A 23,247-nucleotide genomic window follows, 5' to 3' on the forward strand; every position below is an offset into this window, starting at 1 on the left:
CTGACCCGCTGTCAGCTCGCCGGCGAGCTGACAGCGGGTCAGCCGCGCTCCCTGCGCCTCGGCCACCCGGTCGGCCAGCGCGCAGGCGGCCTCGGCGCCGGACAGCGCCCGCTCCGCGGCGGCCAGGGCCGCGAGATCGGCGGCGGTGGCGGCCCGCTGCCGGGCCGCCATCACCTGCCCGAGGGCCAGCACCACGCCGAACACCAGGCACAGCACCGCCACGGAGCACGCCGCGAACACAGTGCCCGAGCCGCGGTCGCGTGCGGGCGGCCGGCGGTGGTCAGCCGGGCTCGGCATGGGCCACCGCCTCTCCCGTCACGGGCAGCGCGAGCGGCCCGGGGCCCAGGGTCCTGGCCGTCACCACGACCCGGTGCAGCTCGCCGTCCCGCTCGATCCGCACCTCGGCGCCGTCGGGCGCCGCGGCCCTGGCCACCTCGTCGGCGACGGCCGCCGGCTCCCCGCGGGCCGCGGCCCGCGCCCCGGCCCGGGCCGCGTCGCCGCACCGCAGTTGGACCGTGACCGCTCCCAGGCCCCACAGCAGCATGCCGAGGACCAGAACCAGCGCGGGCACCGCCACGGCGCTCTCCGTCGTGACATAACCGCGGTCACGCCCCTCGTCACACCGGCGCGCTGAGCGCACGCTCCACCAGCCCTTCGAGCGCTCCCCGCACCGTGTCCGAGGTGACGACCTTCATCAGCAGCGCCGCGAGCCCCGCCGCGGCGAGCGTGCCGATCGCGTACTCGGCGGTGCTCATCCCGGTGTCCCGCCGCGCGGCGCCGAACCGCCCGGCCCACCAACGGGCCACCGCCCGGGGAAGTCCACGCATCGCCCTGTTCCCTCTCATCCCGCTCATCCCGCTCTTCCTCTCTCGTGGTTCTGTTCGTGGTTTCTGTTCGTGGTTCTGTTCGCAGTGGTGACGGCTCCGGCGTGGCGGTGCTCGCCGCTCGTGGCCCGGCCGGCGACCCGGCGTCACAGCAGCCGGCCGGCCAGGCCGAGCACCACCGGTGCGACGCCGATCAGCAGGAAGGCCGGCAGGAAGCAGAGGCCGAGCGGGCCGGTGGCCCAGACGGCCGCCCGGCGCGCCCGTGCCTGGGCCGACCGCCGGCGGCGGGCCCGGCTCTCGGCTGCCTCGGCCGTGACCGCAGCGACCACCGGGGCGCCGCTGGTGCCGGCCAGCTCCAGGCGCCTGGCCAGCCCCGCGGCCCCCGGCAGCCGCCCGAACCGGCCCCAGACGGCCGCCGGGTCGCCGCCGACCCGGAGCTCCGCCGCCGCCCGCAGCAGCGCCCGGCCGAGCGGGCCGTCCAGCGCGGCGCCGACCGCCCCCGCCGCCGCGCCCGGCGCAGCGCCGCCCGCCAGGCAGGCTGCCAACAGCTCGGTGGCCAGCGGTAGTTGCCGGTCCTCGACGGGCCGCCCCCGGCGCCGCAAGAGCGGCCGGAATCCGCCCCTGGCAGGCCGGGAACGAGCGCCCGCCGGCCCGGCCAGGCCCGCGAGCCCGTCTCGCGCCGGCCGGGCGGCCAGCGCGAACGCGACCGCGGAGACCGCGAACAGCACGGGCGGGAGCACCGCCGCCAGGGCGCTCACGCCCCGCCCCGTTCCGCCGCGCGGACCAGTGCCCGGCACCAGGCGACGCCGCCCCACTCGCACCCGACGCCGGCCAGCAGCAGCGTGTGGCCGAGCGACGAGCCGAGCAGGATCGCCACCGGGTCGACCCCCATCGCCGTGCCGAGCAGCAGCCCGAACACGGGCAGCACGGCGAGCGCCAGGGCGCTGGTGCGCGGCCCGGCCAGCTGGGCGCGCAGGTCGTCCTCCTGGTCGCGCTCGGCCCGCAGCGCGTCGGCCACCCGCTCCAGGCCGGTGGCGAGCGAGGCGCCGCCGGCGATCGCCACCTCCCAGCAGGCGGCCACCCCGCGCAGCCCGGCGGCCCCCGGCTGGGCCGCCGCGGCCGTGAGCGCCGCCGGCACGTCCCCGCCGTATCGGGCGGCGGCGAGCACCCCGGCGCCCGGCTCGCCGTGCTCGGCCACGCCGGCCGCGAGCACGGCGCCGCCCGGCTGCCGCCCGGCCCTGAGCTCGCCGGCGAGCGAGGAGCAGAAGGCGATGACGGCGGCCCGCCGCAGGTCGGCCTCGCGGCGCTCCACCACCCCGCGCCACCAGCGGACGACCAGCGGCGCGAGCAGCAGGGAGGCCAGCGGCGGCAGCCAGGAACTCCCCCACGCCCCGAGCAGCAGCCCGCCAGCCAGGCACCAGAGCACCGCCCGCCGCTCGCCAGGACCCGCCGGCCTTGGCACCGCGAGGCGCACCGACCACGGCGCCCGCCGCGGCTCGGGTGGGGCGGCGGCGCCGACCGCCGCCAGGCGGGCGCGGAACCGCCGGCTCGGGCCGTCGACCAGGAGCCACGCCCCGGCGCCCGCGCACAGCGCGGCGGCGAAGCCCACCAACTGCCCGCTCACGAGCCCGCACCCCCGCCCCTGGCGCAGAGCTCGGCGAGCCGACCCCAGCCGGGACCGTGCCGGAAGCCCTCCGGGCTCCAGCCGGCGGCCTGGACGGTGCGCACCAGGCCGCCGCCGTCCCGCTCCAGGACGTGGATCTCGGCGATCCGGCGCCGGCCGGTGGCCCGGTCCCGGCTGAGGTGGACGACGGCGCAGAGCGCGGCGGCGAGCTGGCTGTGCAGCGCGGCCCTGGAGAGACCGGCCGTGCTGCCGAGCGCCTCGAGCCGCGCCGGCACGTCCGCCGCGGCGTTGGCGTGGAGCGTGCCGCAGCCGCCCTCGTGGCCCGTGTTGAGGGCGGCGAGCAGGTCGGTGACCTCGGGCCCACGGCACTCGCCGACCACCAGCCGGTCGGGGCGCATCCGCAGGGCCTGGCGGACCAGGTCCCGGAGCGTGACGCGGCCGGCGCCCTCCTGGTTGGCCGGCCGGGTCTCCAGCCTGACCACGTGGGGGTGGCTGGGGCGCAGCTCGGCCGAGTCCTCCACGAGGACGATCCGCTCCCCGGGGTCCGTGAGGCCGAGCAGCGTCGACAGCAGGGTGCTCTTGCCAGAGCCGGTGCCGCCGCTGATCAGGAAGGAGAGCCGGCCGGCGAGGATGGCCCGCAGCAGCCGCTCGCCGCCCGGCGGCACGGTGCCGGCCGCGGTGAGCTCGGCCAGCGAGAAGGCGCGCGGCCTGACCACCCGCAGCGAGAGGCAGGGCGAGCCGACGACCACCGGCGGCAGCACCGCGTGCATCCGGGTGCCGTCCGGCAGCCGGACGTCGGCCCACGGCCTGGCGTCGTCGAGGCGGCGCCCGGCCGCGCCGGCGAGCCGCTGGGCGAGCCGGCGGATGGCGGCCGCGTCGGGGAACCGCACGGGGGCGCGCTCCAGGCCGTGGCCCCGGTCGAGCCAGACCTCGTCCGGCCCGTTGACCAGGACGTCGGTGATCCCGGGCTCGGCCAGCAGCGGTTGGAGCGGGCCGGCGCCCACCAGCTCGGAGCGCAGCGCGCGGACGATGGAGAGCACCGCCGAGTCGCCGAGCAGCCGGCCCTGGGCGCGGAGCGCCGCGGCCACCCGGCCAGGCGTGGGCTCGGCGCCCTCGGCGGCGAGCCGCAGCCGCACCTCCTCCAACAGCGCGGGCAGCTCCGGCAGTTCGGACACCTCGACGCCGGCGTCCGGATCGCAGTGGGCGGTGCGCGGGCCGGCCACGCCCGGCAGGATCGGGGTGCTCACGAGGCGGCCTCCAGGGCGGGCAGGGCGCGCTCGAGCAGCGCGGCCGAGAACCTGGCCAGCACGCCCCTGGGGTCGGCGCCCGGCGGCTCGCCGGCCTCGGCGGCCGTGCGCAGCCCGGGTTCGTCCGGCAGCTCGCCGGCCAGCGGCAGCCCGAGCACCCTGGCCAGCTCGGCGCCGGGCAGCCCGGCGCCCGAGGCGCGCGCCACCACCCGCAGATCCCGCACCAGCGCCCCGGCGGTGGCCACCACCCGCCGGGCCGCGGCGGCCGCCCGCAGCTCGCCTGGCACCACGATCAGCCCCAGGTCGAGGCTGGTCAGCGCCGCCGCCACCGACTCGTCCACCGTGCGCGGCAGGTCGACGACGACCAGGCCGCCGCCGCGCCTGGCGGCGGCGAGCACCGAGCGCATCGCCTCGACCGGCAGCCTGGCGACGTCCGAGCGGTCCCAGCTGAGCAGGCTGAGGCCGTGCGGCCTGGGCAGCGACTCGTCGAGCGCGGTGCCGGAGAGCCGCCCGCGCGCCGAGACGAACGCCGGCCAGCGCGGCCCCGCCGCGCCCTCGCCGCCGAACAGCAGGTCGAGGCCGCCGCCCAGCGGATCCCCGTCGACCAGGGTGGTGCGCCGGCCCTGCCGGGCCGCGGCCAGCGCCAGCGCGCAGGCCAGCGACGAGGCTCCGGCGCCGCCGCGCCCGCCGAGCACGCCGACGGTGAGCGCGGGCGGCCCGGCGGGCTCCACCGCGTCGGCGATGCGGTCGGCGAGCCAGCTCTCGTCGGACGGCAGGTGCAGCACCTGCTCCGCGCCCATCGCCACGCCGCGGGCCCAGATCGTGTGGTCGTCAAGATCCCGGCCGACCAGCAGCACGCCGGGCCGCCGGCCCGGCCAGTGGGCGGCCCCGGGCCTGGCGGCGGCCCGGTCGTCGCCGACCAGCACCAGCGGCGCCCGCTCCCAGCGGCCCGCCGGCGGCGGTTCGCCGGGCACCACCTCGGCCTCCGCCCCGGCCGCCGCGCACAGGCGCAGCAGGTCGTCCAGCAGTTCCTCGTCCTCGGTGAGAATCAGAATGGATTCGGCCATGTCCGTCCCCGTTCGCGCGGTGAGCTCCGTATCGCCTCCGCGGCCCCTTCGACCGCGGAGGTGACGCCCCGCGCCCGGCCGATCACCGAGCGCGTCGACGCCACGGCCCACGGTGCCGCCGATCGCCGGCCCGCGGGGATCCGGGCCGAAATCTGTGGACGGCCCCCAGCCTGTGGATAACTCGCTCACCCGATCTAGCTACTCAGGGTGATCTTCAGACGGGCCAGCCGGCCGCCACGGCACTGGATTCCGGCCGTCGCGCGCACCGCGGCCCCTGGCCGATCCGGGCAGAAAAAAGCCCCCGGACATGCGACGACCCCCGCCGGGGGGGAGAGCGGGGGTCGTCTTCCACGGCCGACTCGGGGGGGAGGAGTCGGACCGGGTTAGCACGGTCGCGAACGATCCGTGACTTCCATGGTGTACCCGAGAGCCCTCTCAGGCAAACCCACGCGCCCCAGCGTACGCCGAATGGCGGGCCGTATGCTCGGGGCGTGGAAACCCTGCCGCAGCCACGCACCGCCGCCTTCTTCGACCTCGACAAGACGGTCATCGCCAAGTCGAGCACGTTCACGTTCAGCCGGCACTTCTACCAGGGCGGTCTGATCAACCGCCGGGCCGTGCTCCGCACCGCCTACGCCCAGTTCGTCTATCTGCTCGGCGGCGCCGACCACGACCAGATGGAGCGGATGCGGGAGTACATGTCGGCGCTCTGCCGTGGGTGGAACGTGCGGCAGGTGCGGGAGATCGTCGCGGAGACGCTGCACCAGGTGATCGACCCGATCATCTACGACGAGGCCGCCTCGCTGATCGAGCGGCACCACGCGGCCGGCCGGGACGTGGTGATCGTCAGCTCCTCGGCCGCCGACCTGGTCGAGCCGATCGGCGAACTCCTGGGCGCCGACCGGGTGGTGGCCACCCGGATGGCGGTGGCGGACGGCCGGTACACCGGCGAGATCGACTACTACGCCTACGGCCCGACCAAGGCTGAGGCGATCACCGAGCTCGCCGCCTCGGAGGGCTACGACCTGGACCGCTGCTACGCCTACAGCGACTCGGCGACCGACATCCCGATGCTGGAGACGGTCGGCCACCCGCACGCCGTCAACCCGGACCGCGCGCTGCGCCGCGAGGCGGCCGCCCGCGAGTGGCCCGTCCTCGCCTTCGAGCGCCGGGTGCGGCTGAAGCAGCGGCTGCCCGCGCTGCCGCCGAGGCCTGCGCTCGCGGCGGGCGCCGCGGTGGCCGCCGCGGCCTGCGCCGCCGGCATCGTCTGGTACGCGAGCCGCAGGCGGACGGCCGCCCGCCGGGCCTGACTCGTTCCGCCGGCGGCGGGGCGCCGCTCAGGCGGCCCCGCGCTGCAGCGCCTCGCACACCGCGACCGACTCGCGGGCGCCCAGCTCGACGGCCCGGCCGCAGTGCGCGATCCAGCCCGCCACCCCGTCCCTGGTGCCCGAGGCGTAGCCGGCCAGCGCGGCCCGGTACCCGGCGCGCCCCGCCTCGGCGTGCCCGACCTCGGCTGGCGTCACGGACTTGGGGTCGAGCCCGCCGCCGACCAGCACGATCCGCTCGGCCGCCCGCGCCACCAGGCCGTTGTGGCTGACGAACGGGCGCAGCGCGGCCAGTTCGCCGTGCACCACGGCGGCCGTCACCAGCGCGGGCGCGCCGGAGCCCTGGCGCACGAGCCGGCCGAGCGCGTCGAGCCTGGCCGCGACCTCGGCGGCGTCCGGCGCCGGGCGTTCCGCGCCGTCGAGTTCGTCGTCCACCACCGGCTCGCCAGGCAGCCTGGGGCGGCCCACCGCGTCGTCCCGGACGGCGCCGCCGGCCGCCACCAGGTGCAGCCGCGCCAGCACCCGCAGCGGCGAGACCGGCCACACCGCGAGCGACTGGCCGGCCTCGGCGGTCAGCCGCAGCGCGGCGCCCACCGTGCGCGCCTCCGGGTCGGCGCCGAAGTCGCCGCGCCGCCGCACCTCTTCGAGCGCCCAGTCGGCGCCGGCCAGCGCCGCCGAGCCGCGGGCTCCGCGCAGCGCGGCCTCGGCGGCGATCTCCGGGCTGCGACGGCGCATCACCCGGTGGCCGTAGAGGCGGTCGACGGCGGTCCGCACGGCGTCGACGGCCTCGGTCACGCCGGGGAGCGCGGCCAGCGCCACCAGCGGATCCGCCTCGCGGTCGGCGGGCTCGGCGCGCTCGGCGCCGGGAGCACCTGAGGCGTCTGGGGCGTCTGGGTTCGGGGCGTCGGCGTTCATGGCACCGAAGCCTAGGCGGGCGCGGAACCCGGTGAACCATCAGGCACAAACCACACGTTCGGGTGGTCCCATCCCTCGGATGGTCCTGTTCCACCGCCCCGCCGGGCTACGCTAATGAACATGAAGATCGCTTTCGTAGGCAAGGGGGGCAGCGGGAAGACGACGCTGTCCTCGCTGTTCATCCGGCGGTTGGCGGCCCGGCGGGTCCCGGTCACCGCGGTGGACGCCGACATCAACCAGCACCTCGGCGTGGCGCTCGGTCTGACGGATGAGCAGGCGGCCGCGATGCCCCCGATGGGCGAGCGGCTCCCGCTGATCAAGGAGCATCTGCGCGGCGACAACCCGCGGATCCTCTCGGCCGAGACGATGATCAAGACCACGCCGCCTGGCGAGGGTTCGCGGCTGCTGCGGCTCGCCGAGGAGAACCCGATCTTCGACGCCTGCGCCCGCACCGTCCCGTTGGACGACGGCGCCGCCCGGCTGCTGGTCACCGGCCCGTTCACGGAGGACGACCTCGGCGTCGCCTGCTACCACTCCAAGACGGGCGCGGTCGAGCTGGTGCTCAACCACCTGGTGGACGGGCGCGGCGAGTTCCTGGTGGTCGACATGACGGCCGGCAGCGACTCGTTCGCCTCCGGCATGTTCACCCGCTTCGACATGACCTTCCTGGTGGCCGAGCCCACCCGCAAGGGCGTCTCGGTCTACCGCCAGTACCGGGACTACGCGCGGGACTTCGGCGTGGCGCTCGGCGTCGTCGGCAACAAGGTGCAGGGCCAGGACGACCTCGACTTCCTGCGCGCCGAGGTGGGCGACGACCTGCTGGTCGCCTTCGGCCACTCCGACTGGGTGCGGGCCCTGGAGCGCGGCGTCCAGCGGCCGTTCGCCGAGCTGGAGCCGGAGAACGCCCGGGCCCTCGACACGCTGTACGAGGCGGCCGACGCCTCCTACGCCGCCCGCGACTGGGAGCGGTACACGCAGCAGATGGTGCACTTCCACCTGAAGAACGCGGCGAGTTGGGGCAACGAGCGGACCGGGGCCGACCTGGCGGCCCAGGTCGACCCCGGTTTCACTCTCGCCGAGGCGCCGCGCCCCAGCCCTCAGCCGGCCTGACACCTCAGCCGGCCTGACTCCTCAGCGGGCCCGCGCCTGGGTGGCGGGCCGGCCCGGCACGGCGGGGGCGGCCAGCACCCCCGGCACGCCCTGGACGCCCAGCACGCCCTGTCCGGCCGGCGCGGCGGCCTGCTTCGCCGCGCCGAGGAACTCGGCCCAGCCGCCGGGCGGGGCCTCCCCGACGTCCAGGGCCCGCAGCCGGTCGAGCACCTCGGGATCCTGGGCGTCCAGCCAGTCGACGAGTTGCCGGAAGGAGACACAGCGCACGCCCTCCCGCGGGCACACGTCCCTGATGACGTCCTCGACGGCCCGCATGTAGATGCCGTCGTTCCAGTCCTCGAAGTGGTTGCCGATGATCAGCGGCGCCCGGTTGCCCTGGTGGGCGCGGTCGAACGCCTGGAGCAGCCCGCCGCGCATCTGTTCCTCCCAGACGGGGTGCATCGAGGGATCGCCGCTGCTCGGTCCCGACTGGTTGTACATGTAGTTGTAGTCCATCGAGAGGGTTTCGAAAGCCCGCCCGGGAACCGGGACTTCCTGGAGCGGGATGTCCCAGATACCCTCGGGGGTCCGCTCCGGCCAGACCTGACGGCCGCTGCCGCTCGAGTCGTAGCGGAAACCCATGTCGGTGGCCGCGGACAGGAGGTTCTGCTGGCCTTCCAGACAGGGCGTCCGGCCGCCGACCAATTCCTTGTCGTAATCGAAGGGAAGCGGTTCCAGATCCTCGAATCCCGTCGTGGTGCGCCAGTTCTTGACCATCCACTTCGCCTGCTCGGTCTCGTTCACCCAGTCCGCGGGCGACCAGTCGCCCACCCCGCCGGGGCCGCAGAAGTGGCCGTTGAAGTGGGTGCCGACCTCGCTGCCGTCCAGCCACGCGCCGCGCAGCTGCTCGATGGTGGCGTGGATGCTCTCGTCGCGGAGGTACCCGATGTCGGAGGCCCCGGTCGAGTGCCCGGGCGGCAGGTAGCTGGCCCGCTCGGCCTCGGGGAGCAGGTAGAGGCCGGAGAGGAAGTAGGTCATGTGCGCGTTGCTCTCCTTCGCCACCTGGCGGAAGTGCGAGAACAGCCGGTTGCCGTCCTCGCCCGCCCCGTCCCAGGAGAAGACGACGAACTGGGGTGGCTCCTCGCCGGGTTCGATCCGCTTGGCCTCCGGCTGGTTGGGCTGCGCCCCGACGTCGGCGGTCGAGCCGTCGCCGATCAGCCGCCCGGCCCGCTCCAGCGCCTCCCGCGACGGGGGCCCCGGGTGGTCTGGGGACACCTCGTTCCGCTTCTCCCGCTTCTTCTCCTCGCCGTCCGGTTCGTCGCCGGAGAGGCCGCAGCCTGCCATTCCCAGCATCAGGACGGCGACCGCCGACCATCGAGCCGCACGTTGTCCGCCCAAGACCACCATCGGTCCTCCCACACCTCTTCGGAACACCTTGTCCCAACTTCATAAGAGATGAAGAAGTGAGATGGTTATACGACAAGCGGATTGAATGATTAATTAACTCGATAGGAGTAATTCCGGGGCGGAACCTTTCCTCGAGTAGTCCGCGCCTTTACGCGCCATTACCCTTCATTTACTGACGCTTGAAACTGGCCATACCTTCACGGTCAGTCCCCTCGCCCTCCAAGGACCACAAGCCCCTCCCACGGACGGAGACGGAACATGTCCGCCTGCGCCCCCCACCGCTCCGACGTATCCGCGTCGATCTCCGTGTTCCTGATCGCGCTGCCGCTCTCCCTCGGCATCGCGCTCGCCACGGGTGCCCCGCTCCAGGCCGGCCTCGTCGCCGCCGCCGTCGGCGGGATCCTCGCCGGCGCGCTCGGCGGCGCGCCGCTCCAGGTCAGCGGCCCCGCCGCCGGGCTCACGGTGATCACGGCCGAGCTCATCCAGGAGTACGGCTGGCGCACCACCTGTGCGATCACCGTGCTCGCCGGCCTGACCCAACTGGCGCTCTCCGCGGTGCGGGTGGCCCGCGCCGCGCTGGTGGTCAGCCCCGCGATCGTGCACGGCATGCTCGCCGGCATCGGGATCACCATCGCCCTCTCCCAGCTCCATGTCGTCCTCGGCGGCAACCCGGAGAGCTCGGCGCTCGACAACCTGAGAGCGCTGCCTGGGCAGTTGGCCGATCCCCATCTCACGGCGCTGGCGATCAGCGGTCTCACGGTGACGGTGCTCCTCGCCTGGCCCCGGCTGCCAGGCCGGGCCGGCACCGCGCTGCGCCGGGGGGCGCCGGCCGCGCTCGTCGCGGTGGCCCTGGCCACCCTGCTCGCCTGGTCCCTGTCGCTGAGCGCGCCCCGGGTCGACCTGCCCTCCTGGAGCAGCCACGCGCTGGCCTCGCTGCCCGAGGGCCCGGTGCTCGGGCTGCTGGCCGCCGTGGTCACCATCACGCTGGTGGCCAGCGTCGAGTCGCTGCTCTCCGCCGTCGCGGTGGACAAGCTGGCGGCGGCCAGGCGGCGGGCCGGCGGGCCCGCGGTGCCCAGGGCCGACCTCGACCGGGAGCTGCGCGGGCAGGGCGCGGCCAACGTGGTGTCCGGGCTGCTCGGCGGGCTGCCGATCACCGGCGTCGCGGTGCGCAGCGCGGCCAACGTGGCGGCCGGCGCGGTCAGCCGCTGGTCGAGCATCCTGCACGGCTGCTGGGTGCTGCTCGCCACCGGGCTGCTCGTGGGGCTGCTGGAGCGGATCCCGCTTGCGGCGCTCGCCGCGCTGGTGGCGGTGATCGGCGTGCAGATGGTCAGCATCACGCACATCCGCACCGTCACCCGCCATCGCGAGGTGCTGGTCTACGGGGTGACGGCGGCGGCCGTCACCCTCCTCGGCGTGCTGGAGGGCGTGGGCATCGGGATCGCGGTGGCGGTCGTGGTCGCGCTGCACCGGCTCACCCACACCCGCATCAGCCACCAGCGGCTGCCCGGCGGCACCCATCGCCTGCGGGTCCGCGGCCAGTTGACGTTCCTGGCGGTGCCCCGGCTCACCAGGGCGCTCGCCCTGGTGCCGGAAGGCGAGCCGGCCGCCGTCGAGTTGGACGGCACCTTCATGGACCACGCCGCCTACGAGGCGCTGCACGACTGGCGGCTGGCCCACGCCGCGCACGGCAGCGTCGCGGAGGTCACCGGCAGGTCCGGGCAGCGGCTGCTCGGCGAGGAGGCCCCCGCGCACCACTGCCGGCCCTGGCTCCCCTGGCGCAACCACCAGTGCACGGCCGCGCCGCCGCCGGTGGCCGGCAGTCCGGGGCCGCTGCTGGCCGATGGCCACCATCCGGACCAACTGCTGGTCGGCGTGCGGAACTTCCAGCGCACCACCGCGCCACTCGTGCGGCCGGAGCTGGCCCGTCTCGCGGACGAGGGGCAGCGCCCGGGCGAGCTGTTCATCACCTGCGCCGACTCCCGCCTGGTCACCAGCATGATCACGTCGAGCGGCCCGGGCGATCTGTTCACCGTGCGCAACGTGGGCAACCTGGTCCCGCCGCCCGGCACCGAGTCCGCCGACCACTCGGTGGGCGCCGCCATCGAGTACGCGGTCAACGTGCTGCGGGTGCGGTCCATCACGGTCTGCGGCCACTCGGGCTGCGGCGCGATGCACGCCCTGGAGTCGCGCGGCACGCCGGGCCCCGCCGAGCCGTCGTCGGTCGACGAGGCGGAGGCGGCCGCGAGTTCGCTCGACCGCTGGCTGCGCCACGGCCGGCCGAGCCTGCTCCGGCTCGACGGGGCGGACGGCGCGGCGCCCCGGCTCGACGGCCGGCCGGCGGCCGACACCTTGGAGTCCCTCTGCCTGTCCAACGTGCTCCAGCAGCTCGACCACCTCGCGCTGCACGAGTGCGTGGCGCGGCGGATGGCCGAGGGCGAGCTCGACCTGCGCGGCATGTACTTCCACGTCGGCGAGGCCCAGGCGTACGTGCTGAACCGGGGCGAAGCGGCCGGCGGGGCACCGGTGTTCACCGCGGTGCGCCCGGACGACGAGCGCCAGCCCGAGCCGTGCCCCGAGCCGCTGCCCGGCTGACCGCCCGTCACACCCCACGAGACGCCCGTGGGCGCCGCTCGGCGCGCGTCCACGGGCCGCTCACCGCACCTCGGCGCCGTTCACCGCATTCCGCCGCTACTGGTCTACACCACTCGCCCGGTTGCCCTTGTCAAAGCCCAGGCGGACTGATGAGGTGTGCCCTGGGACACACCGGTACGCCGTGGTACGCCAGAGGGAGATGTCGTGAGTAAAGAGAGCCTGGCCAATCTCATGACGGAGGAGCGGCGGTTCGCTCCCCCCACCGAGCTGGCCGCCCACGCCAACGTCACCGCCGCCGCCTACGAGGCGGCCGGCGCCGACCGGCTGGCGTTCTGGGCCGAGCAGGCCCGCCGGCTCAGCTGGGAGCGGGAGCCCACCAAGACGCTCGACTGGTCCAACCCGCCGTTCGCCAAGTGGTTCGCCGACGGCCGGCTGAACGTGGCGTACAACTGCGTGGACCGGCACGTCGAGGCCGGCCACGGCGACCGGGTGGCGATCCACTTCGAGGGCGAGCCCGGCGACTCACGCGCCATCACCTACGCCGAGCTCCAGCGCGAGGTGTCCAGGGCCGCGCACGCCCTCACCGAGCTGGGCGTCGAGGCCGGCGACCGGGTCGCCATCTACCTGCCGATGATCCCCGAGGCCGTCTTCGCGATGCTGGCCTGCGCCCGGATCGGCGCCCCGCACTCGCTGGTGTTCGGCGGGTTCTCCGCCGACGCGCTGGCCACCAGGATCGTCGACGCCGACGCCCGGGTCGTCATCACCTCGGACGGCGGCTGGCGTCGCGGCGCCCCCGCGGCGCTGAAGCCCGCGGTGGACGAGGCGCTGACCCGCCCGGGCACCGAGGCCGTGCGCAGCGTGCTCGTCGTCCGCCGCACCGGCCAGGAGGTGCCGTGGCGCGAGGGCCGGGACGTGTGGTGGCACGAGCTGGTGGACCGTCAGCCCGAGGAGCACACCCCGCAGGCGTTCGACGCCGAGCACCCGCTGTTCATCCTCTACACCTCGGGCACCACGGGTAAGCCCAAGGGCATCCTGCACACCACCGGCGGCTATCTGACCCAGGTGGCGTACACGCACCACGCGGTCTTCGACCTCAAGCCCGAGTCCGACGTCTACTGGTGCACCGCCGACGTCGGCTGGGTCACCGGGCACTCCTACATCGTCTACGGCCCGCTGGCCAACGGCGCCACCGAGGTGCTCTACGAGGGCACCCCCAACACCCCGCACAACGGCCGCTGGTGGGAGATCGTCCAGAAGTACGGCGTCACCCTCCTCTACACCGCGCCGACCGCGATCCGCACCTGCATGAAGTGGGGCGACGACGTCCCGGCCGGCTTCGACCTGAGCAGCCTGCGGCTGCTCGGCTCGGTCGGCGAGCCCATCAACCCCGAGGCGTGGATCTGGTACCGGAAGCACATCGGCGGCGACCGCGTGCCGGTCGTGGACACCTGGTGGCAGACGGAGACCGGCGGCATCATGATCAGCCCGCTGCCCGGCGTCACCCACGCCAAGCCGGGCTCTGCCCAGGTGCCGCTGCCCGGCATCAGCGCCACCGTGGTGGACGACGACGGCAACGAGGTGGCGAACGGCTCGGGCGGCTATCTGGCGCTCACCGAGCCGTGGCCTTCCATGCTCCGCACCATCTGGGGCGACGACCAGCGCTACCTCGACACCTACTGGGCCCGGTTCCCCGGCCGCTACTTCGCGGGCGACGGCGCCAAGAAGGACGCGGACGGCGACATCTGGCTGCTCGGCCGGGTGGACGACGTGATGTTGGTGTCCGGGCACAACATCTCCACCACCGAGGTGGAATCGGCGCTGGTCTCGCACCCCGCGATCGCGGAGGCCGCCGTCGTCGGCGCCACCGACCCGCAGACCACCCAGGCCATCGTGGCGTTCGTGATCCTGCGCGGCGGCGCCGCCGAGGACCCGGGCCTGGTGGACGAGTTGCGGGCGCACGTCGCCAAGGAGCTGGGGCCGATCGCCAAGCCGAAGCGGATCCTGCCGGTCGACGAGCTGCCCAAGACCAGGTCGGGCAAGATCATGCGCCGGCTGCTGCGGGACGTCGCGGAGAACCGGGAGCTGGGCGACGTGACCACGCTGACCGACTCCTCCGTCATGGACCTCATCCAGGCCAAGCTGCCGACGGCGGCCAGCGAGGACTGAACCGGGGCTCAGTGGCTCGGTGGTACCAGGGGCGTCCGGTGTGGGCCGGGCGCCCCTATACCATTTGTGGCATCGCTCCCCGAGGCCGACATGGGGGCACTCCCCCGAGCACTCCGTGCAGGGGGCACCCCCACCCAGCCGTGGCTGGGGCGGGTCGGGGGCCCGGTCCGCGTCAGGCCGCACGTACTGTCTCGTGGACCGGAGGCAACCGCCTCCGGGGGAGACGCGTCCTGGAGAGAGAAGAGGGAGAGACTCGATGACCGCTGCCGACGAGGGCCGGAGCCTGGGAGAGCTGGTCGCCTCGGCCACCGCCGAGCTGTCGGGCCTGGTGCACGACGAGATCGCGCTGGCGAAGGCCGAGGTGCGGCAGGACGTCAGGCGGGCGCTGCTCGGCAGCGTGGCGGGCGTGGTGGGCGCGGTGCTCACGATCTTCGCGGTGCCGCTGTTCAGCTTCGCGCTGGCCTTCTGGATCCACAACTGGTGGGGGGTCTCGCTGGCCCTCTCCTGCACCATCGTCGGCGGCTTCTACGTGCTGCTCGCGCTGGCGCTCTTCCTGCTGGCCAAGGCGAAGTTCGGCCGGATCGCGCCGCCCGAGCGCTCGATCCGCTCCGCCAAGGAGTCGGCTTCCGTACTGTCGGGCGTCAGGCCGCGTCCGCGCGCCGTCTCCGCCGACGAGGCAGGCTCCTCCGTATGACAGCGGCCGACCAGTCAGGTATGGGCTCCTCGGTCGTCCTGCGGGACGGTCCCTGGACCCATCGTCATGTCGCCGCCAACGGGGCGCGCTTCCACATCGCGGAGCTCGGCGAGGGCCCGCTGGTGCTGCTGGTGCACGGGTTCCCGCAGTTCTGGTGGGCCTGGCGGCACCAGCTCACCGCGCTGGCCGACGCCGGCTACCGGGCGGTGGCGATGGATCTGCGCGGGGTGGGCGGCAGCGACCGGACGCCGCGCGGCTACGACCCGGCCAATCTGGCGCTCGACATCACCGGGGTGATCCGTTCGCTCGGCGAGCCGGACGCGGCGCTCGTCGGCCACGACCTCGGCGGCTACCTCGCGTGGACGGCGGCCGTGATGCGTCCCAAGCTGGTGCGCCGGCTGGCCGTCGCCTCGATGCCGCACCCGCGCAGTTGGCGTTCCGCGCTGTTGAAGGACCCACGGCAGACGGCGGCCAGCTCCTACATCTGGGGCTTCCAGCGGCCCTGGCTGCCCGAGCGGCAGCTGGTGGCGGACGACGCCGAGGCGGTGGGCAGGCTGCTGCGGGACTGGTCGGGGCCGCGCCAGCCGGAGCCTTCGAGCGTCGAGGTCTACCGGCAGGCGATGTCGATCCCGTCGACGGCGCACTGCGCGATAGAGCCCTACCGCTGGCTGGTGCGGTCGATCGCCCGCCCCGACGGCGTCCAGTTCAACCGGCGGATGAAGCGGCCGGTGCAGGTGCCGACGCTCCATCTGCACGGCTCGCTCGATCCGGTGATGCGCACCAGGAGCGCGGCGGGCTCGGGCGAGTACGTGGAGGCGCCCTACCGCTGGCGCCTGTTCGACGGCCTCGGGCACTTCCCGCACGAGGAGGACGCGGTGGCGTTCAGCGCGGAACTGGTCGACTGGCTGCGGGACCCGGAGCCGGACCGCCGCTAGCGGCTCCGCCGGCCCCCTTCCCGCCCTGGCCGCACGCGCCGGCCGCATAGGCCAGCGGCATAGGCCGGCCGACTTCGCTTCCGGGAGGTTACTGACCTTGGAAGCGGGCAGGGACGAGGGTATGGGCTGGCACGACTACCGTGACGTGGCACGTGATCGACGCGGCGCTGGCGCCGCAACGCGGGCGCGGCTCAGCGCCGCGAGGCGGGCGAGGGGCGGGGCCCTGCCGGATCCGGGGATCGGATTTCCCGTCATCCTGCGCCGGCGCGCCCGCTGGGTGGGCGTGCGGTTGCGGCACCCGCGCGGCTGACCCCGCGGCCGCTCCCCCGCGACTGAACTCCGCGGCTGACGCAGCTGAACTCCGCGGCCGGCCGCGGCACTCCCGACCGGGCTCCTATATCGCGCAGCCCTGGGTGTCGACGCGCCCCTCGGTGGCGCGCCCCAGGGCGATCAGGTCGGCCACCTCGTCGTTGGTCAGCGCGTATCCGGTGTCGGCGTCGTCGAGCGACTTGGCGAAGATCACGCCGAACACCCGGCCGTCCGGGGTGAGCAGCGGGCCGCCCGAGTTGCCGGGGCGCACGGTGCTGAACACGGAGTAGATGTCGCGGCGGATCGACGACGTGCGGTAGATGTCAGGGCCGTTGGCCTCGAAGCGCTCCCGGACCCGGGCGGCGCGCACGTCGAAGGGGCCGCTCTCGGGGAAGCCCGCGATGATGGCGTCGTCGCCGGTGACGGCGTCGTCCGGGGCGAACTGGAGCGGTGGCGCGTCGAGCCCCGGCACGTCGAGCACGGCGACGTCGCGCTGCGGGTCGTAGATGACGACCTCGGCGTCGAGGAGCGGGCCCTCGCCGCCCACCTGCACGGTGGGCTCGGTGACGCCGCCGACGACGTGGGCGTTGGTCATCACGCGCCCGGAGGCGAAGACGAAGCCGGTGCCCTCCAGGACCTTGCCGCAACTGGTGGCGGTGCCCTCGACCTTGACGATGGACCGTTTCGCCGCCTCGACCGCGGGGCTGGCGGCGAGCGAGGCGTCGGGCGGCGGGACGACCGTGATGGTCTCGTCGGCGAAGGGGGCGAAGACCTGGGGGAAGCCCTGTTGGGCGAGAACCGAACCGAAGTCCGCGAACCAGGTGTTGGCGGCCTCGGGGAGGACGCTGGAGACGCCGAGCAGGACCCGCGAGTCTCGCACCTCGCGGCCCACCGTGGGCAGCGTGGTCATCGCCAGCGCGGAACCTATCAGCCAGGCGACCAGCAGCATGGCGAGCACGTTGACCAACGCGCCGCCGGTGGCGTCCAGCGCGCGGGCCGGGGACCAGGTGATGTGCTCGCGCAGCCGGTTGCCCCAGTGGGTGGTGAGGGCCTGTCCGATGGAGGCGGCGAGGAGAACGATCACGACGGCCGCGATCACCGCCGCGTCGGCCGGCTGGGAGGTGTCGTTCATCTCCCGCCAGACCAGGGGCAGCACGTAGATCGCGGCTAAGCCGCCGCCGACGAAGCCCGTCACGGACAGGACTCCGATCACGAATCCCTGCCGGTAGCCGATCACGGCGAACCAGATCCCGGCCAACACCAGCAGCACGTCGAGGACGTTCATGACGGATACCGTCTCACGCGCCGTGGTCGAGTGGGATCTCCCGCTCGTGATCCCAGGGTTCCTCCCATCCGGCGTGGTGCAGGATCCGGTCGATCAGGCCGGCGGTGAACCCCCACACCACGGTGTCCGCGACCTCGAAGCACGGGCCGCGGTAGCCACTCGGGTGCAGCGCCGTGCCGCGCATGGCCGCGCTGGCGAGCACGGTGACCGGCACGGTGAAGACCCGGGCCGTCTCGGCCGGGTCCATCGGGGCCACCGGGGAGGGGGCGCGCCACCAGCCGAGCACGGGTGAGACGACGAAGCCGCTGACCGGGATGTAGAGGCGGGGCAGGGTGGCGAAGATCCGCACCCCCGCGGGGTCGAGCCCGGTCTCCTCGGCGGCCTCGCGCAGCGCGGCCCGCAGCGGGCCCTCGCCCTCCGGGTCGCCGTCCTCGGGGTCGAGCGCGCCGCCGGGGAACGAGGGCTGGCCGGCGTGTGCGCGGAGGCTGGTGGCCCGCTGGAGCAGCAGCAGCTCTGGACCGCTCGCGCCCTCGCCGAACAGCACGAGCACGGCCGACTGCCGGCCGCCCTGCGGCGGCGGCAGCCAGCGGCTCAGCTGCCCCGCCGTGATGGTGCGGGCGACGCGCGCCAGAGGCCGCAGCCAGTCGGGGAGCCCCTCGGGGCCGACCCGGTGGATGTCGACTTCGTGCGCGCTGGTCATGGGCTTCCTAGGGGTCGGACCGCTGGGACGTGCGAGGTGACGAGGTGACGAGGCGGACGGGCCGCCCGCTCAGGGGGCGGCGGCCGGCGCCGGCTTGCCCGGGTAGTCGGCCGGGGGCCGGAGCCGCTGCCCCGGCTGGCCCGCCAGCTCGTACTTGAGCAGCGACTTCGCCTTCTCGGGATCCGTCTCGCCCTCGCCGTACGAGGGGCACAGATGCGCGACGGGGCAGGCGCCGCACGCGGGCTTACGGCTGTGGCAGATGCGGCGGCCGTGGAAGATGACGTGGTGCGAGAGCATCGTCCACTCCTTCTTGGGGAAGATCTCGCCGACCGCGGCCTCGATCTTCTCCGGCTCCGTCTCCTCCGTCCACTTCCAGCGGCGGACGAGGCGCTGGAAGTGGGTGTCGACGGTGATCCCCGGCCTGCCGAACGCGTTCCCCAACACCACGTGGGCGGTCTTGCGGCCCACGCCGGGCAGCCGCACCAGGTCGTCGAGGCGGCCGGGGACCTCGCCGCCGAAGTCGTCGCGCAGGGCCGCGGAGAGGCCGATCAGCGACTTCGTCTTGGAGCGGAAGAAGCCGGTGGGCCTGATGATCTCCTCGACCGCCGCCGGATCGGCCGCCGCCAGGTCCTCGGGGGTCGGGTAGGCGGCGAAGAGCTTGGGGGTGGTCTGGTTCACCCGGAGATCGGTGGTCTGCGCCGAGAGCACGGTGGCCACCAGCAACTCGAACGGATTCTCGAAGTCGAGCTCGGGGTGGGCGTAGGAGAAGACCTCGGCCAGCACCCGGTTGATCTTCCTGGCCCGGCGCACCATGGCGACCCGGCTCTCCGGCCGCCCCGCGCCGACCCCGCGGGCGGCCCCCGGTCGCCCACGCGGAGCAGTGCGTTCGCTCTCGGCGGAATCCTGGGTTGTGTTCACCCGCCCGGCTCCCTTCCTCGTGATTCCCTCACGACTCGCTCACGGTGCCACCGCACGGCCGTTCCCCGGCCGTTGGGCACCCGGCCAGCGTAAACGGCGGCACTGACATTCGTGCCGGCCTCCACCGAATCACTGCTCGAACGGGGCCCTGGCGTAGGAGAAGGCGTTCCGGTAGGTCAGACTTGTGACTGATAGCACTGCCGGAGCGTCCGGCATGATGAAGGGCGTGATCGCGCCCCACCGCCAGGCGCACCCCGGCCGATAAGGAGAGGAACTCGTGGACGACGTTCTGCGGCGCGCCCCGCTCTTCGCGGCGCTCGATGACGAGCAGGCCGCTGAGCTGCGCGCTTCCATGACCGAGGTGACGCTGGCCCGCGGCGACACCCTCTTCCACGAAGGAGACCCGGGCGACCGGCTCTATGTGGTCACGGACGGCAAGGTCAAGCTGCACCGCACCTCGCCCGACGGCCGGGAGAACATGCTGGCGGTGCTCGGCCCAGGTGAGCTGATCGGCGAGCTGTCCCTCTTCGACCCGGGCCCGCGCACCGCCACCGCCACCGCGGTCACCGAGGTGCGGCTCCTCGGCCTCGGCCACAGCGACCTCCAGCCGTGGCTCAGCGCCCGCCCCGAGGTCGCCGCCGCGCTGCTGCGCGCCGTGGCCCGCCGGCTGCGCAAGACCAACGACCAGATGTCCGACCTGGTCTTCTCCGACGTGCCAGGCCGGGTGGCGCGCGCGCTGCTCGACCTCTCGCGCCGCTTCGGCGTGCAGTCGGAGGAGGGCATCCACGTGGTGCACGACCTCACCCAGGAGGAGCTGGCCCAGCTGGTCGGCGCCTCCCGCGAGACCGTCAACAAGGCGCTGGCCGACTTCGCGGCCCGCGGCTGGCTGCGGCTGGAGGCCCGGGCCGTGATCCTGCTGGACATCGAGCGGCTGGCCCGCCGCTCGCGCTGAGCGGGCGCGGCGGTTCCGGCTCAGTTTGCTCGGATCAGGCTGCTCGGCTCAGGCCGCTCAGATCAGGCCGTGCTCGCGCAGGTACTCGAGCTGCGCGAGCACGGACAGCTCGGCCGCCGGCCAGAGCGAGCGGTCCACGTCCGCGTAGACGTGGGCCACGATCTCCGGCGCGGTGCGGAGGCCGGCCTCGTGGGCCGTCTCCACCTCGGCCAGCCGCTTGGCGCGGTGCACCAGGTAGTAGTCGATCACGCCGCCCGGATCGCGCAGCGTCGGACCGTGCCCCGGCAACACGACCACCAGCCCGGCCCGTTCGGCGAGTTCGCGCAGCCCGCGCAGCGAGTCGAGATACTCGCCGAGCCGGCCGTCCGGGTGGGCGATGATCGTGGTGCCCCGGCCGAGCACGGTGTCCCCGGTGAGCAGGGCGTCGTCGGCCGGCAGGTGGAAGGACAGCGAGTCCGCGGTGTGCCCTGGCGTGCCCACCACCTCGATCTCCAGGCCGGCCACCCGGACGACGTCCCCCGCGGCCAGCCCCTCGTCGCCGAGACGCAGCCGCGGATCGAGCGCCCGCACCCGGCTGCCGCCGGTCAGCTCGGCGAACCGGGCGGCGCCCCCGCTGTGGTCCGCGTGGCCGTGCGTCAGCAGCGTGACCGCCACCCGGCGGCCGGCGCGCTCCACGGCCTCGGCGACCCGCCGCAGATGGGCCTCGTCCGCCGGCCCCGGATCGACGACCACGGCCTCGGCGGCGCCCGGCTCGGCCAGGATCCAGGTGTTGGTGCCGTCCAGCGTCATGGGCGACGGGTTGGGCGCCAGCAGGCGGAAGGACCGCTCGGTGACGGGCCCCTCCCGCACCGCCTCGTCGGGCCGCCCAGGTGGCTCGGCCGCGTCGGTCATCTCCTCCGCTCCTCCCCGCGCTCCTCGCGTTCCTCGGCGCCCGGCGGCGCTTCCGTCGGCAGCCGCTTCTCGAACTCCTCATACCCCGGCCAGCTCAGCACCACCTCGTCGCCCACCAGCCGCGCCCTGGCCAACACCGGCTCGGGCTCGCCGCCGGCGGCGGCCGCGGCCAGCGCGGAGGCGACCGTCTGGTGCGGCAGCAGCTGCCGCAGGGTGGCCACGGTGGGCGGCATCATCAGCAGCTCGCCGCGCTCGTAACCGGCCACGGCCGCCGCCGGCGGCAGCCACTCGGTCCGGTCCGCCTCGGTCGAGGCGTTCCCGGCGCGCTGGCCGGGCGGGAGCGCCGCCACGAAGAACCAGGTGTCGTAGCGCCGCGCCTCGAACTCCGGCGTGATCCACCGCGCCCACGCCCCCAGCAGGTCGCCACGCACCACAAGGCCCCGTCTGGCCAGCAGCTCGGCGAACGGCGCCCGCCGGTCCTCGTCGTCCGCCGCCGCGAAGAGCCGCCCAGGATCGGCGGCCGGCGCGGCGAGCAGCACACCCGTCTCCTCGAACAGCTCCCGGACCGCGGTGCGCCGGACGGACCCGTCGTCCGGCTCCGCCGAACCGCCCGGGTAGGCGTGGGCACCGCCCGCGAACGCCATCGACGTGCGCCGGCGCAACAGGAACACCTCGAGCCCGGCCGCGCCGTCCCGCAACAGCAGCACGGTGGCCGCCCGCCGCGGCTCCACCGGCGTCAACTCGCCCCGGGCCAGCGCCCTGATCCGCTCCGGCCACTCGGGCGGGAACCACTGCCCGCCGACCCGGCCACGCCCCGCCCGCGCCTGGCCCACGCCGCCGATCTCGCCGTCACTCATGCCGTGCCCACCCTCTCACTCCCTCGCCCATGAGAAGTGGATGCTACGGCCGAGCATAGATTCCGGGTCTGACAGCCGTGTGAACTCATGACAGCCTCACCCAAGGAGTCTTCATGACCGACACGACCCGACGCCGCCCCTCCCCCCGCCGCGCGCTGCTCGCCGCGGCCGCCATCGCCGCCTCGGTCACCGCCGTGCTGACGGCACCGGGCAGCGCGGTCGCCGGCGGCCTGGAACCGCTGCTCGTGGCGCCGTACGAGCGCGTCGAGATCAACGACGCCAACGTGATGGGCCTACTCCCCGAGGGGCGGCAGAACTTCGTCGTCAGCGAACCCGCGAGCTTCGAGGAGGACATCGAGGCCGCCAAGCAGCGGCCTGCCAACGGCATCCGGCCGAACAGCATCAGCAGCAGCGTGGCCCGCGAAGACGGCATGACCACGCTCGTCTACGGCGCCTGGCGGCTGGACGAGATCCCCTCCGAGATCGTCGTCTACCCGGAGGGCGAGGACTGGGGCTACGGCGCCCAGCTGGTGGTCCTTGAGGACGAACCGGGCTGGGGCACCTACTACTTCGACGCCTCGCGCTACCAGGACGAGCGGCTCGGGGAGCTCACCATCGTCGCCTACGACGAGAACCACGAGGTGTTCGACGAGATCGAGATCGATCGCCCCTGGTTCTGAGCGGCGTAGCCGCCCCCGCTGCCCCTGACCGCTCCACCGAACCCCCGGATGGCTCTTGGACACCCGCGCTGAGGTCGAGTTCACGGAGTTCACGGTCAGCCGCTGGCCACGGCTGCTGAGAACGGCCTACCTGCTCACCGGCAGCCACCACGACGCCGAGGACCTGGTGCAGGCCGTGCTCGCGAAGGTCTACGTGAAATGGGACCGGGTGCGGAGGGCGGCCGATCCCGACGCGTACGCGTGGCGGATGCTGATCAACGCGCACCGGGACCGGGCGCGGCGGCTCAGACTCCGCGAGTGGCCGCTTTCGTTGCTGCCGACGGCGGAGGGGTTCGCCGGCGGGGACGACAGCGGCCCCGACCCGGCCGACGAGATCGCCGATCGCGACGCCCTCGTCCGCGCGCTGCGGCGGCTGCCGCCGCGGCAGCGCGCGGCGGTGGTGCTGCGGTACGTCGAGGACCGCTCGGAGACCGAGGCGGCCCGGCTGCTCGGCACCCGGGTGGGCACGGTGCGGAGCCAGGCCGCCCGCGGCCTGGCGAAACTGCGCGAGGACCGGGGCGTGCGGGGGATGCGGTCCTCGGGGGCCGGCGAGGAGAGGACGGAGGTGATCGCCGATGGTGGTCCCGGACGAGCGTGAGGGCGCGGGCGCGGACTCCGGTGCCGGGGTGATCGGCGCGACGCTGCTGGCCGCCGCCGTCGCCCTGGCGCTGGGGCCCGCGCCGCTGGACGAGATCCGCGGGCGCGGCCGCCGCGCCCGGCTGCGGCGCCGG

23 protein-coding genes are annotated in these 23,247 nt (G+C 74.6%); 9 read left to right on the forward strand and 14 right to left on the reverse strand.

What is annotated here, in order from left to right; all coding sequences use genetic code 11:
- The 7 genes from ACYVPE_RS33650 to ssd form a co-directional block, all read right to left on the reverse strand.
- Positions 1–297, reverse strand: a 297-nt coding sequence (locus ACYVPE_RS33650) for an Rv3654c family TadE-like protein (protein WP_461037590.1), incomplete at its 3' end; no start/stop codon positions are given.
- Entirely contained in the window at positions 281–571 is a 291-nt protein-coding gene (locus tag ACYVPE_RS33655) for a TadE family type IV pilus minor pilin (protein ID WP_461037591.1), read from the reverse strand. The genes ACYVPE_RS33650 and ACYVPE_RS33655, both read right to left, overlap by 17 nt.
- 46 nt (positions 572–617) lie before the next feature.
- Positions 618–827 (reverse strand): DUF4244 domain-containing protein, encoded by a 210-nt coding sequence (locus ACYVPE_RS33660; RefSeq protein ID WP_461037592.1) that lies wholly within the window; start codon positions 825–827, stop codon positions 618–620.
- A gap of 143 nt (positions 828–970) precedes the next feature.
- Positions 971–1,582 (reverse strand): type II secretion system F family protein, encoded by a 612-nt coding sequence (locus ACYVPE_RS33665; protein WP_461037593.1) that lies wholly within the window; start codon positions 1,580–1,582, stop codon positions 971–973.
- Positions 1,579–2,448 carry a type II secretion system F family protein gene (locus ACYVPE_RS33670; protein ID WP_461037594.1) on the reverse strand — a complete coding sequence of 290 codons (870 nt, stop codon included), beginning with the start codon at positions 2,446–2,448 and terminating at the stop codon, positions 1,579–1,581. Before ACYVPE_RS33670 ends, ACYVPE_RS33665 begins: the two co-directional genes overlap by 4 nt.
- On the reverse strand, positions 2,445–3,614 hold the full coding sequence (locus ACYVPE_RS33675; protein ID WP_461037612.1) for a TadA family conjugal transfer-associated ATPase: 1,170 nt from the start codon (positions 3,612–3,614) through the stop codon (positions 2,445–2,447). The genes ACYVPE_RS33670 and ACYVPE_RS33675 overlap by 4 nt, the downstream gene beginning before the upstream one ends.
- A 77-nt stretch (positions 3,615–3,691) precedes the next feature.
- Positions 3,692–4,762 carry a septum site-determining protein Ssd gene (ssd, locus tag ACYVPE_RS33680; protein ID WP_461037595.1) on the reverse strand — a complete coding sequence of 357 codons (1,071 nt, stop codon included), beginning with the start codon at positions 4,760–4,762 and terminating at the stop codon, positions 3,692–3,694.
- Positions 4,763–5,253: 491 nt separating this feature from the next.
- On the opposite strand from ssd, the gene ACYVPE_RS33685 reads away from it, so the two are divergent.
- Positions 5,254–6,072 (forward strand): HAD family hydrolase, encoded by an 819-nt coding sequence (locus ACYVPE_RS33685; protein WP_461037596.1) that lies wholly within the window; start codon positions 5,254–5,256, stop codon positions 6,070–6,072.
- A gap of 27 nt (positions 6,073–6,099) precedes the next feature.
- On the opposite strand, the gene ACYVPE_RS33690 is transcribed toward ACYVPE_RS33685, so the two are convergent.
- Positions 6,100–7,002 (reverse strand): Fic family protein, encoded by a 903-nt coding sequence (locus ACYVPE_RS33690; protein WP_461037597.1) that lies wholly within the window; start codon positions 7,000–7,002, stop codon positions 6,100–6,102.
- A gap of 120 nt (positions 7,003–7,122) precedes the next feature.
- Between ACYVPE_RS33690 and ACYVPE_RS33695 the strand changes: the two genes are divergently transcribed.
- Positions 7,123–8,112: an ATP-binding protein gene (locus tag ACYVPE_RS33695; protein ID WP_461037598.1), complete on the forward strand. Its 990-nt coding sequence runs from the start codon at positions 7,123–7,125 to the stop codon at positions 8,110–8,112.
- A gap of 21 nt (positions 8,113–8,133) precedes the next feature.
- Here the strand turns inward: ACYVPE_RS33695 and ACYVPE_RS33700 are convergent, their stop codons facing one another.
- Positions 8,134–9,444 (reverse strand): polysaccharide deacetylase family protein, encoded by a 1,311-nt coding sequence (locus ACYVPE_RS33700; protein WP_461037599.1) that lies wholly within the window; start codon positions 9,442–9,444, stop codon positions 8,134–8,136.
- Positions 9,445–9,756: 312 nt separating this feature from the next.
- Here ACYVPE_RS33700 and ACYVPE_RS33705 point away from each other — a divergent pair, with 312 nt between their 5' ends.
- The 4 genes from ACYVPE_RS33705 (at position 9,757) to ACYVPE_RS33720 (ending at position 15,885) form a co-directional block, all read left to right on the forward strand.
- A complete protein-coding gene (locus ACYVPE_RS33705) occupies positions 9,757–12,090 on the forward strand; it encodes a bifunctional SulP family inorganic anion transporter/carbonic anhydrase (RefSeq protein WP_461037600.1) in 2,334 nt (777 codons plus the stop codon).
- 204 nt (positions 12,091–12,294) lie between these two features.
- Positions 12,295–14,256 carry an acetate--CoA ligase gene (acs, locus tag ACYVPE_RS33710; RefSeq protein ID WP_461037601.1) on the forward strand — a complete coding sequence of 654 codons (1,962 nt, stop codon included), beginning with the start codon at positions 12,295–12,297 and terminating at the stop codon, positions 14,254–14,256.
- 256 nt (positions 14,257–14,512) lie between these two features.
- Positions 14,513–14,950 (forward strand): phage holin family protein, encoded by a 438-nt coding sequence (locus ACYVPE_RS33715; RefSeq protein ID WP_461037602.1) that lies wholly within the window; start codon positions 14,513–14,515, stop codon positions 14,948–14,950.
- Positions 14,947–15,885 carry an alpha/beta fold hydrolase gene (locus ACYVPE_RS33720; RefSeq protein WP_461037603.1) on the forward strand — a complete coding sequence of 313 codons (939 nt, stop codon included), beginning with the start codon at positions 14,947–14,949 and terminating at the stop codon, positions 15,883–15,885. The genes ACYVPE_RS33715 and ACYVPE_RS33720 overlap by 4 nt, the downstream gene beginning before the upstream one ends.
- 394 nt (positions 15,886–16,279) lie before the next feature.
- On the opposite strand, the gene ACYVPE_RS33725 is transcribed toward ACYVPE_RS33720, so the two are convergent.
- The 3 genes from ACYVPE_RS33725 to nth all read right to left on the reverse strand — a co-directional run bounded on the left by ACYVPE_RS33725 (position 16,280) and on the right by nth (position 19,097).
- Positions 16,280–17,479 carry a MarP family serine protease gene (locus ACYVPE_RS33725; protein ID WP_461037604.1) on the reverse strand — a complete coding sequence of 400 codons (1,200 nt, stop codon included), beginning with the start codon at positions 17,477–17,479 and terminating at the stop codon, positions 16,280–16,282.
- A gap of 13 nt (positions 17,480–17,492) precedes the next feature.
- Complete coding sequence (locus ACYVPE_RS33730; protein WP_461037605.1) at positions 17,493–18,179, reverse strand: NUDIX hydrolase; 687 nt, start codon at positions 18,177–18,179, stop codon at positions 17,493–17,495.
- A gap of 69 nt (positions 18,180–18,248) precedes the next feature.
- The gene (nth, locus tag ACYVPE_RS33735) at positions 18,249–19,097 is read right to left on the reverse strand and encodes an endonuclease III (protein WP_461037606.1); all 849 of its coding nucleotides are present in this window, start codon (positions 19,095–19,097) and stop codon (positions 18,249–18,251) included.
- 277 nt (positions 19,098–19,374) lie between these two features.
- Between nth and ACYVPE_RS33740 the strand changes: the two genes are divergently transcribed.
- Positions 19,375–20,049 (forward strand): Crp/Fnr family transcriptional regulator, encoded by a 675-nt coding sequence (locus ACYVPE_RS33740; RefSeq protein WP_461037607.1) that lies wholly within the window; start codon positions 19,375–19,377, stop codon positions 20,047–20,049.
- Positions 20,050–20,106: 57 nt separating this feature from the next.
- On the opposite strand, the gene ACYVPE_RS33745 is transcribed toward ACYVPE_RS33740, so the two are convergent.
- Together ACYVPE_RS33745 and ACYVPE_RS33750 are read right to left on the reverse strand one after the other, a co-directional pair.
- Positions 20,107–20,940 (reverse strand): MBL fold metallo-hydrolase, encoded by an 834-nt coding sequence (locus tag ACYVPE_RS33745; protein WP_461037608.1) that lies wholly within the window; start codon positions 20,938–20,940, stop codon positions 20,107–20,109.
- Positions 20,937–21,797: an NUDIX hydrolase gene (locus ACYVPE_RS33750; protein ID WP_461037609.1), complete on the reverse strand. Its 861-nt coding sequence runs from the start codon at positions 21,795–21,797 to the stop codon at positions 20,937–20,939. The genes ACYVPE_RS33745 and ACYVPE_RS33750 overlap by 4 nt, the downstream gene beginning before the upstream one ends.
- A gap of 113 nt (positions 21,798–21,910) precedes the next feature.
- On the opposite strand from ACYVPE_RS33750, the gene ACYVPE_RS33755 reads away from it, so the two are divergent.
- Together ACYVPE_RS33755 and ACYVPE_RS33760 are read left to right on the forward strand one after the other, a co-directional pair.
- Positions 21,911–22,477 carry a hypothetical protein gene (locus tag ACYVPE_RS33755; protein ID WP_461037610.1) on the forward strand — a complete coding sequence of 189 codons (567 nt, stop codon included), beginning with the start codon at positions 21,911–21,913 and terminating at the stop codon, positions 22,475–22,477.
- 55 nt (positions 22,478–22,532) lie between these two features.
- A complete protein-coding gene (locus tag ACYVPE_RS33760; RefSeq protein ID WP_461037611.1) occupies positions 22,533–23,114 on the forward strand; it encodes a SigE family RNA polymerase sigma factor in 582 nt (193 codons plus the stop codon).
- Positions 23,115–23,247 lie beyond the last annotated feature (133 nt).

The sequence above is a fragment of the Streptomyces mayteni genome, from assembly GCF_054783955.1.